At 72.8% G+C, this 11,372-nt stretch carries 10 protein-coding genes; 7 read left to right on the top strand and 3 right to left on the bottom strand.

Translation table 11 applies throughout. The features are described from left to right. From ACZ7GJ_RS06755 to exaC, 4 genes are all read left to right on the top strand, one after another. Positions 1–183: hypothetical protein (locus ACZ7GJ_RS06755; protein WP_470750080.1), on the top strand; the 183-nt coding region annotated here is incomplete at its 5' end. Positions 184–187: 4 nt separating this feature from the next. Beyond that, positions 188–1,633, top strand: a complete 1,446-nt coding sequence (locus ACZ7GJ_RS06750; protein WP_470750079.1) for an SWIM zinc finger family protein — start codon at positions 188–190, stop codon at positions 1,631–1,633. Between the two features lie 125 nt (positions 1,634–1,758). Continuing rightward, positions 1,759–3,066, top strand: a complete 1,308-nt coding sequence (locus ACZ7GJ_RS06745; protein ID WP_470750078.1) for a GAF domain-containing protein — start codon at positions 1,759–1,761, stop codon at positions 3,064–3,066. A 54-nt stretch (positions 3,067–3,120) separates the two neighbouring features. Then, positions 3,121–4,644 (top strand): acetaldehyde dehydrogenase ExaC, encoded by a 1,524-nt coding sequence (gene exaC / locus ACZ7GJ_RS06740; RefSeq protein WP_470750077.1) that lies wholly within the window; start codon positions 3,121–3,123, stop codon positions 4,642–4,644. A 92-nt stretch (positions 4,645–4,736) separates the two neighbouring features. Here the strand turns inward: exaC and ACZ7GJ_RS06735 are convergent, their stop codons facing one another. Both ACZ7GJ_RS06735 and ACZ7GJ_RS06730 read right to left on the bottom strand, forming a co-directional pair. Further along, positions 4,737–6,008 carry an MFS transporter gene (locus tag ACZ7GJ_RS06735; protein WP_470750076.1) on the bottom strand — a complete coding sequence of 424 codons (1,272 nt, stop codon included), beginning with the start codon at positions 6,006–6,008 and terminating at the stop codon, positions 4,737–4,739. Beyond that, positions 6,005–7,375 (bottom strand): MBL fold metallo-hydrolase, encoded by a 1,371-nt coding sequence (locus tag ACZ7GJ_RS06730; protein ID WP_470750075.1) that lies wholly within the window; start codon positions 7,373–7,375, stop codon positions 6,005–6,007. Before ACZ7GJ_RS06730 ends, ACZ7GJ_RS06735 begins: the two co-directional genes overlap by 4 nt. A gap of 86 nt (positions 7,376–7,461) precedes the next feature. Between ACZ7GJ_RS06730 and ACZ7GJ_RS06725 the strand changes: the two genes are divergently transcribed. The 3 genes from ACZ7GJ_RS06725 (at position 7,462) to ACZ7GJ_RS06715 (ending at position 10,006) form a co-directional block, all read left to right on the top strand. After that, positions 7,462–8,139 carry an ArsR/SmtB family transcription factor gene (locus tag ACZ7GJ_RS06725; RefSeq protein ID WP_470750074.1) on the top strand — a complete coding sequence of 226 codons (678 nt, stop codon included), beginning with the start codon at positions 7,462–7,464 and terminating at the stop codon, positions 8,137–8,139. Between the two features lie 196 nt (positions 8,140–8,335). After that, positions 8,336–9,172 carry a DUF2182 domain-containing protein gene (locus ACZ7GJ_RS06720; protein ID WP_470750073.1) on the top strand — a complete coding sequence of 279 codons (837 nt, stop codon included), beginning with the start codon at positions 8,336–8,338 and terminating at the stop codon, positions 9,170–9,172. 180 nt (positions 9,173–9,352) lie between these two features. Continuing rightward, positions 9,353–10,006 (top strand): DUF1326 domain-containing protein, encoded by a 654-nt coding sequence (locus ACZ7GJ_RS06715; RefSeq protein ID WP_470750072.1) that lies wholly within the window; start codon positions 9,353–9,355, stop codon positions 10,004–10,006. Positions 10,007–10,100: 94 nt separating this feature from the next. Here the strand turns inward: ACZ7GJ_RS06715 and ACZ7GJ_RS06710 are convergent, their stop codons facing one another. Continuing rightward, the gene (locus ACZ7GJ_RS06710) at positions 10,101–11,348 is read right to left on the bottom strand and encodes an MFS transporter (RefSeq protein ID WP_470750090.1); all 1,248 of its coding nucleotides are present in this window, start codon (positions 11,346–11,348) and stop codon (positions 10,101–10,103) included. Positions 11,349–11,372: the final 24 nt, after the last annotated feature.

Raw genomic sequence — 11,372 nt, 5'->3', positions numbered from 1 at the left:
CAGCCCGTCCAGGTCCACCGCATCATCGCCGAAGGCACCGTCGAGGACCGCATCGCCGAGATGCTGGAGGCCAAGCGGGCGCTGGCCGACGCCGTCCTCACGGGTGGCGAGGCCGCACTGACCGAACTGACCGATGCCGAGCTGGCCGAGCTCGTGGCACTCCGCACCACCCCCGGGGAGTGAACCGGTGAACGCGCAGGATCCGTACGAGAAGACCTTCGCCGCCCTCCCGCCGGCCGCCGGCCGCGGCTTCGCGCGCACCTGGTGGGGCCACGCCTGGCTGCGTGCCCTGGAGGACAGTGCGCTCGACGGGGAGCAGGTCAAGCAGGGCCGCCGGTACGCGCGCACGGGTGCGGTGGGAGCCGTGTCGGTGCGCCCCGGCGGGCTCACGGCGGTGGTGCGCGACCCGGACGGCACGGCGCACCGGACCGATGTGCTGGTGCAGGAGTTCACGGAAGCGCAATGGGACCGGCTGCTCGCGCTGGCGGCCGCGGAGTCGGGGCACATCGCGGCGCTGCTGGACCGTGAGGTGCCGCCGGAGCTGGCCGAGGACGCGTCGGCGGCCGGGGTGGAACTGCTGCCCGGCATCGGCGATCTGGACCCGCGCTGCGACTGCGGCGGGTGGGACCACTGCCCGCACACCTCGGCGCTCTGCTACCAGGTGGCCCGGCTGCTGGACCAGGACCCGTTCGTGCTGCTGCTCCTGCGCGGCCGCGGCGAACGGGACCTGCTCGACGAGCTGGAGGAGCGCAGCACCGCGGAAGCGGAAGCTCGGGACGGCCTGTCCGGAGCCGAAGCCGGCACCGGCACCGGTACCGGTGCCGGTGATGACGCCGACGCCGGCATCCCGGCCGCCGAGGCGTGGGCGGCCCGGGGGGCGCTGCCGCCGCTTCCCCCGCTGCCGCGGCTGCCGCAGGCGCCGGGCCAGCCGCCGACCCTGGACACGGAGTCGGAGTCGGAGCCCCCGGCCGGGCTGGACGTCGACGCGGTGGAGTTCCTCGCGCAGGCGGCGGCGTCGGAGGCCCACCGGCTGCTGGCGGAGGCGCTCGCTCCGGAGCATGCGGAGCGAGCACCCCGGCCCCCGCTCACGCTTTCCGAAGACGCCGTACGACTCACGGCCGAGGGCGGTGATTCCCGGGTCCGCTCCCGCTTGTCGGCGGCTACCGACAGGAACCGGGCCGCCATGGACGTGGCCGTTCTCGCCTGGGGCTTCGGCGCGGCTCCGGCCCTGGCGGCGCTGGAGGACGATTGGACGCCGGACCGGGCCACGCTGACCCGCGCCCGGACGGCCCTCGCCGCGGCCTGGGCGGACGAGGCGCCGGACGGGGCGCCGGACGGGGGGCCGGACGAGGCGCCGGACGGGGGGCCGGACGAGGCGCCGGACGGGGGGCCGGACGAGGCGCCCGCCGGCGACACCCCCGACGGCCCGGCCGGCGTCCCCGCCCCCGCCCCGGAGCTCCGCCGCGTCCGCGCCAGGTGGACCGAGGCGGGTACCGGCCGCCAGCTCCGCCTGGGCCGGGAGGGGCGCTGGTGGCCGTACCGCCGCGAGGCCGGCCAGTGGGTCCCGGCGGGCCCGTCGGGCGCCGATCCGGCGGCGGCGCTGGCCGCGCTGGACCCGGCCGAGGAGGCCTGACCCGCCTGCCCGGGTTTCGGCGCGGATCGGCCGACGTACTGGCCGACGTACCGCTTGCCGGGGCACGGGACCGGGGCGACGATGGGGCGCTCCGGGTACCGCGGCACCACGGGAGGGTGGGTGGCATGGGCGATCCTTCGGTGGCGCTGCCGGGCGGGGCCGATCCCGCCGCCCGCTCCCGGGAACTGCGCCGGGCCCACTCCGCGTTCACCCAGGACGGGCGGATCGAGGCTCCCGTCCGGGCGGTCATCGCGAAGTCCTGGCGCCGCTGCGCCCGGGCCCGGGTCAGCCCGGAGTGCGTGCCGCGGGTCGAGTTGGCCGAGGCGGAGCTGCACGCGTACCGGGAGCAGCATCCGCTGGTCCGGGCGCTGCCGGTGTTCCGGGACCTCGTCGGGGCGTTCGCCGCGCACGGGGCCCATCTGCTGGCCGTGTGCGATGCGCGGGGCAGCCTGCTCTGGGTCGAGGGCGAGCCCGCGACCCTGCGGCGGGCCGAACGCCTCGGCTTCGTCCCGGGTACGCGCTGGGCGGAGACGGCGATGGGGACCAACGCCCCCGGCACGGCGGTCGCGGTCGGGGAGCCGGTCCAGGTCTTCGGTGCCGAGCACTTCAGCCGGCGGGTGCATCCGTGGACCTGCGCGGCGGCTCCGGTCCGGGATCCCCGCACGGGCCGGGTGCTCGGCGCGGTGGACATCACCGGCGGTGACGGGCTGGCCCATCCGCACTCGCTCGCATTCGTGCAGGCGGTGGCCCGGGCGGCCGAGGCGCAACTGGCACTGCTGGAGCCGTTGCCGCGGGTCGGCGGGGACATGCTCTGCGCACTGGGCCGGGACGAGGCGCTGCTGGTCTGCGACGGCCGCAAGGTGCGCCTCGGGCGGCGGCACAGCGAGATCATGGTGCTGCTCGCGCACCATCCCGAGGGTCTTTCGGGTGAGGAGCTGGCCATCGCGCTGTACGAGGACGAGTCGGTGTCACCGGTGACCCTGCGCGCGGAAATGGCCCGGCTGCGAAGGCTGTTGGGCCCGCGGGCCCCGCTCTCCCGTCCTTACCGCACGGCCGCGCCCGTGGAGGCCGATTTCACCGCCGTGGCCCGCCACCTGGCGTCGGGCGCCGTCTCGGCCGCCCTCAACCAGTACCCGGGCCCCCTGTTGCCGGCCTCCGGCGCGCCGGGAATCGTCCGGCTGCGGCGTCGCATCGAGGACCAGGCGCGGGCCGCGGTGATCGCCCGGGCGGACGCGGGGCTGTTGCGCGACTGGGTGTGCAGCCCCTGGGGCGCGGACGACCCGCAGGTGTGGCGGGCCCTGGCAGCGGCGCTGCCGCCTGCGGACCGGTCGGCCGCGCTGGCCCGCGTACACGCCCTCGACTCCGAACTCGGGCCGTCGGCGGAGGGTTTACCGGGCGGCCGTGCAACGTACCGGCAACCTGCCCGCCCCTAGCCTCCCCTGCGTGCGCTGCCCGACGGCGGGCGGCGCCCGGCAAGGGGAGGAACCATGGCCCGTTACGCTGCGCCCGGTACCGAGGGGGCGCTCATGTCGTACGCCTCCCGCTACGACCACTTCATCGGCGGCGAGTACGTCCCGCCCGTCCGCGGCCGGTACTTCGACAACCCCTCCCCCGTGACCGGCGAGGCCTTCACCGAGGTCGCGCGCGGTACGGCCGAGGACGTGGAGCGCGCTCTCGACGCGGCGCACGCCGCCGCGCCCGCGTGGGGGCGTACCTCGATCACCGAGCGGTCCACGATCCTGCTGCGCATCGCGGACCGGATGGAGCAGAAGCTGGAAGCCCTCGCGGTCGCGGAGAGCTGGGAGAACGGCAAGCCGGTCCGGGAGACGCTCGCCGCCGACATGCCCCTCGCCATCGACCAGTTCCGGTACTTCGCGGGTGCGCTGCGCGCCCAGGAGGGGGCCCTCAGCCAGATCGACGACGACACGGTCGCCTACCACTTCCACGAACCGCTGGGCGTGGTCGGCCAGATCATCCCGTGGAACTTCCCGATCCTGATGGCGGTGTGGAAGCTGGCGCCGGCGCTGGCGGCCGGGAACACGGTGGTGCTGAAGCCCGCCGAGCAGACCCCGGCCTCGGTGCACTACTGGCTCAGCCTGGTGGCGGACCTGCTGCCGCCCGGTGTGCTGAACATCGTCAACGGCTTCGGGGAGGAGGCCGGGAAGCCGCTGGCGTCCAGTCCGCGCGTGGCGAAGATCGCCTTCACCGGGGAGACGACCACCGGGCGGCTGATCATGCAGTACGCGGCGGAGCACCTCAAGCCGGTCACTCTGGAGCTCGGCGGCAAGAGCCCGAACCTGTTCTTCGACGACATCTGGACCGCTGACGACGAGTTGCGCGACAAGGCGCTGGAGGGCTTCACGATGTTCGCCCTCAACCAGGGCGAGGTGTGCACCAGCCCGTCCCGCGCCCTGATCGAGCGGGGCCGCTACGGCGACTTCCTCGACGCGGCCGTGGCCCGAACCGAACTGATCGTGCCGGGGCACCCGCTGGACACGGACACGATGATCGGCGCGCAGTCCTCGGCCGAGCAGCTGAAGAAGATCCTGTCGTACGTGGAGATCGGCCGGCAGGAGGGGGCGAAGATCCTCTCGGGCGGCGGGGTCATCGAGCACGGCGGGGAACTGGCGGGCGGCTTCTACGTCGAGCCGACCATCTTCGAGGGCGACAACCGCATGAGGATCTTCCAGGAGGAGATCTTCGGCCCGGTGGTGTCGGTGACCTCGTTCGAGGACTTCGACGACGCCGTCCGGATCGCCAACGACACGGCGTACGGCCTCGGCGCGGGCGTCTGGACCCGCGACATCAACACGGCCTACCGCGCGGGCCGCGCGATCCAGGCGGGCCGCGTCTGGACGAACTGCTACCACGCCTACCCCGCCCACGCCGCCTTCGGCGGCTACAAGCAGTCGGGCATCGGCCGCGAGACCCACAAGATGCTGCTGGACCACTACCAGCAGACCAAGAACCTGCTGGTCAGCTACTCGCCGAAGAAGCTCGGGTTCTTCTGAGCGGTTTCGACCGGGCGCACCAGGAGGCGCTGCGCGAAGGGGTTGTGATCGCAAGCCACGAAGGGCCACATCGCGCCGTAAGGCGGCCAGGGTCAGCGGATTCGATGTTCGGTGATCCAGTAGGCGGCGAGGAGTCCGGAGGCCGCGGTGAGGACGGCGGCGGCGATGACGGTGGCGCCCAGGCCGAGGGTGTCGGCGAGGATACCGGCGACGAGGGCTCCGGCGGCGTAGCCGATGTCCCGCCAGAACCGGTACGTGCCGAGGGCGTTGGCTCTCCAGGCAGGGTGGGCGTGGTCGGAGATGGAGGCGATGAGGGCCGGGTAGACCATGGCCGTGCCCAGGCCGAGTGCGACGGCGGACAGGATTCCGGCGAGCAGGGGCCGGTCGATCAGGGCAAGCGCGAGGACGAAGCCGCCGGCTTGGACGAACATCCCGTAGACGATGAGTGGTTTGCGGCCGATCCGGTCGGCGAAGTGCCCGGAGGGGATCTGGCCGAGGCCCCAGAGCATGGGGTACAGGCCTTTGATCAGACCGACGGCGGCGAGCCCGAGGCCGTGGTCGGTGAACAGCAGGGGGAAGACGCCCCAGGTCAGGCCGTCGTTGAGGTTGTTGATCAGCCCGGCCTGACTGGCGCCGCGCAGCGAGCGGTCGCGCCAGGAGGTACGGGCGAACGTGGCCTTCAGGCCGGTGTCCTCATCGCTGGGCAGGGGCTTGGCGTGTTGGGCCAGTTCGAGGGCGACGTGGGCGGCGGTGTCGCGCACGACCAGGGCGAGGGCGAGGCCCGCGACCACGAAGACGACGCCGATGAGTTCCGGCACGGGGCGCAAGCCGTAGCTGGTGGCGAGGTAACCGGTGAGCAGGGCGGTGGCGCCGACGGCGGTGTAGCCGGCGGCCTCGTTCAGGCCGGTGGCAAGTCCTCGCCGGGAGGGGCCGACGAGGTCGATCTTCATGTTGACCGTCATCGACCATGTCAGGCCCTGGTTGAGGCCGAGCAGGACGTTGGCCGCGACGATCCAGCCCCACGACGGTGCGTATGCGAGCGCGAACGGGACGGGGATGCCGATCAGCCAGCCGGCCACCAGCAGTTGCTTGCGGCGGAAGCGGGCGGTCAAGGCTCCGGCAGCGAGGTTGGTGAGAGCCTTGGTGATCCCGAAGGCGATGATGAACGAGAAGACGGCCAGGTCGCTGGTCAGGCCGAACGTCTCGGAGCCGATGAGCGGGACGGTAGTGCGTTCCAGGCCGACCAGGCCGCCGACGCAGATGTTGACGATGACCAGCAGGGTGAACTGGAGCCGGTTCTCCCGCAGGCCCAGCCGTACGGGCCGTACGGCTGGGTCGGTCGGTGGGGTGGGGGCGGTCTTCACGAGTTGTCGCCCTCGGTGAGCTGCGTGCCGTGGGCGGCGGCGTAGTCGGCGGGTCCGCCGTCGAGGACGACGATGTCGGTGCGGCCGGCGCGTTCGAGGAGGCTGGCCGCGGTCATGGCGCGCTCGCCGTGGCCGCAGGCCACGACCGCGCCCTGCGGGGCGTCGGCGGCAGCGACGGCGAGGGCGCCCAGCTCGACATGGACGGCGCCCGGGACGTGTCCGGCGGCGAACTCCGCTTCCTGTCGGACGTCGATGTACGGGCGGCACCCGGCCCGGTCGGGCGTGACGAACGCGGTGGTGGTCTGCGTGTTGCCGTCGGCGAGCCACGCGGTCATCCCGCCCGCGAGACTGCCGGCCAGGCGCTCGTAGCCGATCTTGTATGCCTGCCAGGCGATCTCGCCCAAGTCCTGGTCGTCGTTGACGACGAAGGCGAGCGGTGCGGTGTCGGGCAGGAGCCAGCCGAGCCAGGTGGCGAACTGGCCGCGCAGCGGGATCGACAGGGAGCCGGGGATGTGACCGCAGGCGTAGTCGGCGGCCGGGCGCACGTCGACGACATGGCCGCCGTCGGCCGGCAGGGCCCGCACCTGCTGAGCGGACAGGGCAGGCAGCAGTGGCTGCGCGGTCAGCACCGTCGGTCCGCGACGGTTGATCTCTCCCAACCGGTCGAAGTACGCGGGGTAGCTGCCCAGACTCGCGATCAGCTGGGCCACAAAGGTGTCCTCGTCGGGTGCGCCGAGCAGCGGGTTGGCCTGCTTCTGGGCGCCGATGGTGGTGGTGCGCTCGGTGCCGGGCGGGGCTGAGCAGAAGGAGCCGGCGCCGTGGGTGGGCCACACCGCCGTTTCATCGGGCAGCGTGGCGAGCCGCTTCAGCGAACGGTGCTGGGCGCGGGCGAGTTCCTCGGTGCGGGCCGCTCCCAGAAGATCGGTGCGGGCGGCGGAGTTCACGATCAGTGACCCGCCGGTGAACACCCCGAGCTCCTGGGTGCCGTCCAGCAGGAGGAAGGACAAGTGCTCGTCGGTGTGACCGGGGGTCGCCAGCGCCCGCAGGGTCAGTCCGCCGAGGTCGACCTCGTCGCCGTCGGCGAGGCCGTGATGGTCGAATGCCCGGTTACCGGCGGCGGAGGCCAGGATCGTGGCGCCGGTGTCGTGGCCGAGCTGGACGGCGCCGGAGAGGAAGTCCGCGTGCAGGTGCGTGTCGGCCGCGAAGGCGACCGTGAGACCACGCCGCTGCGCCGCCGCGTTCAGGGCGCGCAGGTCACGGCCGGCGTCGATGGCCAGGGCGCGGCCGTCACCCAGGTCGACGAGGTAGGCGCTGTTGCCCAGACCGTGGTCGACCAGCGGTATGAGGTGGTCGTCAGCGAAGCCCATCGCATGTCCTTCCCCAGGGAGGGCTGAGCGGGCAGCCGTGCCGCCCAGCCTCAATTACAATAATCCATGGATTCATGGAGGAAGCAATGCGTGATGCCACCACCGGCGGCACGAAGGCCGCCCTCTACGACGCGTTCGCGACCAGCGGCAAGGCGCTGGCCAGCGGAAAGCGTCTGGAGCTGCTCGATCTGCTCGCCCAGGGCGAGCGCACCGTCGACGCGCTGGCGAAGGCCGCGGGGCTGAACCTGACGACCGCCTCAGCGCATCTGCAGACCCTCAAGCAGGCGGGCTTCGTTGCCACCCGCCGCGAGGGCGTCCGCATCCACTACCGGCTCGCGGGCGAAGATGTCGCCCAGTTGTTCGCGCTGCTGCGCAAGGTCGCCGAAACCCACCAGGCAGCCGTCCCCGCCGCTCGCGACGCCTACCTCGGCGAGGACGACGCGACGGAGGTGACCCACGAGGAGCTGCGCGCCCGCGCGGCGGCCGGGGACGTCGTCGTGCTCGACGTGCGTCCGGTGGAGGAGTACCTGGCCGGGCACATCCCGGGCGCGCTCTCCATACCCGTCGGCGAGCTGGCCGACCGGATCGAGGAACTTCCCGCGGACACCGAGATCGTCGTCTACTGCCGCGGCGAATACTGCGTTCTCGCCTACGACGCGGTGCGGCTGCTGACCGGCCTCGGCCTCCGGGCGGTCCGCCTCAATGACGGCATGCTGGAGTGGCGCCTCTCCGAGCGGCCCGTCGAAACGGCGGACCGGACGTGACCGCCCACAGCGGTAGCCACCGCCCCTCCCCCGTGCTGACCGCCATGGACCTGGTCCCGGCCCCGCACACTCGGCGCGCTGCGGCTATCCCTGGCCCGCTGGACCACGCCGGGGGGCATCCACTGCCGCGCCGGATCCGGTCGCGTCGCAGGGGTACGTGTGCTGTTCTGGAAGCAGCCGCAGGGAAGGCACGCCGATGCGTCGCAGCCGGATTTCCGCCTTCGTACCCGCCCGGCCGACTGCCCCGACCGGAGCCGGCGGGGGGTTGGGGCCCACCCGGAGTCTCGCGGCCGCCTGGATGCTCGTCGTCCTGATCGCGGTGCCCGCCTGGGTGCTGACGATCGGCCAGGCCCGGGACATGGGCGTCGAACCCGGCACCATGGGGATGGCGCTGCCCCTGTTCCTGCTGCTCTGGGTGACGATGATGGCGGCCATGATGCTGCCGTCCATGGCACCGGTGGCCATCACCTGGGTGCGCGGGATCGGCCGCCAGTCCTCCGGCTGGACCCGGACCGCCCGTACCGTCGAGTTCGTGTTCGGGTACCTGCTGGTGTGGACCGCATTCGGGCTGCTCGCCTACGCTGCCCTGGCCTTCACCGGCGGCCTGGTGGACGAGCATCCCACCGCCGGCCGCTGGATCGGTGCGGTCGCCTTCCTGCTCGCCGGCCTGTACCAGCTCGGTCCCCTCAAGAACGTCTGCCTGCGGCACTGCCGCGACCCGCTGAGCCATCTGGTGCGTTACGCCGGCTTCCGCCGACCGGCCCGCGACCTGCGGGTGGGGCTCCACCACGGCCTGTACTGCGTCGGCTGCTGTGCCGGCCTGATGGTCGTCTTCGTACCGCTCGGCGTGATGAACGTGGCGGCAATGGCCGGACTGGCCCTGGTGATCTTCGTGGAGAAGCTGTGGTCCCGGGGCGTCCTCCTCAGCGGTGTCGTGGGCGTCGCCTTCCTCGTCCTCGCGGTGCTCGCACCGTTCCAGGACTGGATGCTGCCGGGGCTGGCGGACCCCATGCCCTCCATGGACGGCATGTGACCCGCTGTGTGTACCCATGGACACGGCGCAGCGGTCCGCCGTGTCCATCGGCCGGTTTCCCGCCGGGGACATGAGGTGCAAGCTGGAAGGGAGACCGTTTTCCGATCCCGGGAACGGGCTCGGGACACGCGGTCTCGCCACTCCGAGTGAGCTCCTCGGAGCTCGGCAGGAGGAAGCGACATGACACAGCAGGTCACCGGCACGCGCTGGCATCTGACCGGCGACTGGTTCGACGTGTGCAAGTGCGCGATTCCGTGCCCGTGCACGTTCGCGCAGCCCCCCACCTACGGCGACTGCGAAGGCGTCATGGCCTGGCACATCCGGGAAGGCAACTTCGGGGACGTACGGCTCGACGATCTCAATGTACTGATGCTCGGGTCGTTCGAGGGCAACCCGTGGGCCGGCACGCATACCGAGCCTTACGCCGCGGTCTTCCTGGACGAGCGTGCCGACGATCAGCAGCGGGCCGCGCTCGGGACCGTCTTCGGCGGCGAGGCGGGCGGATGGCCGGCGGAGTTCGTGACGATGTTCCACCCCGAGATGCGGGGCATGGACGTCGTCCCGGTGCACGTGGAGGTCGACGAGGACCTCGCCACGTGGCGGGCCGAGATCCCGGGCCGTGTCACGGCGAGCGCCGAGGCACTCACCGGCCCGACCACCCCGGACGGCGCACGCGTCCAGGTCCTCAACGCCCCGGGCTCCGAGGTGGGGCCGGGCCAGATCGCCACGTGGGGGCGGTCCACCGTCGACCGCGCCGACGCGTTCGGCTTCTCCTGGGACCGCACCGGCAAGTCGAGCAAGTACTTCCCCTTCGACTGGAGCGGCCCCGACTGAAGACGAGCACCAGCAGTGTGGCCCGGGGCCCACGGGTTCACGCAGGAGGTTCCGGGGCAACCACGGTTCCACGAGACGGGACTTCAGGCTGGCCCTACCCCTGCTGTGGGTGGGGTGTGCCCTCGAACTGTTCGGCGCGGGCCCCGAGGGCTGTGACGGCGGCAGCGATCGAGAGTCCGGCGAGCAGCGCGAACAGCGCTGGGTAACCGCCCAAGGGCCCGGCCAGGACTGCGCCGGCGAAGGGGGCGAGGGCCGCGGCGGCGTGGGAGGGCGCTCCGAGGAGTCCGGAGAGGCGGCCGTAGTGGGTGGTTCCCCAGCGATCGGTGACCGCGGTGGCCTGGAGGAGGGTGAGGTTGCCTCGAATGACCCCGGCGAGGATGGATACGGCGACGAGTACGGCGTAGGGGCCGGCCACGGCGGAGAGGGCTGCGGTGGTGAGGGCGCCGAGTGCGATCAGGCCAATGGTGCGGGCGGTGACGCCGAGGTGGCGGGCGAGGGTTGCGTACAGGGTGCGTCCGAGCGTCTGCCCCGCACCGCCGAGACCCAGGGCCCACGCCGCCTGGGTGGTGGTGTAGCCGCGTTCGAGGAAGAGGGGAACGAGGCCGATGACCACGGCGTACATCGCGAACGCCGAGAGCGTGAATGTGACGGCCAGCATCCAGAACGCCCTGCTACGCACCACTCGTTCGTGGCCGCCGGCAACACGCGACGGGCTCGGAGGGGCTGGTGGCCAGGGAGCTTTGAGGGCGAGGGCGTGGGCCGGGATGGTCAGGGCCGCGAGGATGCCGGCGAGCACCGTGTAGGTGGCGCGCCAGGACATGTGGTCGGCGAGGACGGCGGTCAGGGGCGCGAAGACCGTGGAGGCAAGTCCGCCGGCAAGGGTGACGATGGTGAGGGCGCGGACGTGTTCGGGGGCCCACCAGCGGGTGAGGGCGGCGAAGGCGGGCTGGTAGAAGGTCGCGGCCATCGACGCCCCGGCGAGCAGCCATCCCGCGGTGAAGACCGCGAGGTTGGGGGCTGCCGCCACGACGAGGAGGCTGAGGGGGCCGAGGACGGATCCGGCCGTCATGACCGCGTGCGGGCCTCGGTGATCCAGGACGCGGCCGACGTAGATGCCGACGATGGCGGAGACGATGAGGGCGGCGGAGAACGCGGCGGTGGTCGCTCCCGCGGGCCAGCCGGTGTTCTTTGTGATGGTGGGGTTGAGGACGGGGAAGGCGTAGTAGAGGACGCCCCAGCTGGTGATCTGCGTGACGCACAGGGCGGGCAGGACGGCGGGGGGGGGGGGGGGGGGGGGGGGGGGGGGGGGGGGGGGGGGGCGGGGGGGGTGGGGGGGGGGGATGGGGGGGGGGGGGGGGCGGCATCG

Source organism: Streptomyces sp. NPDC037242, from assembly GCF_055604165.1.
The sequence above is the reverse complement of the archived record's forward strand: the minus strand, read 5'-3'. Positions and strand labels throughout refer to the sequence as shown.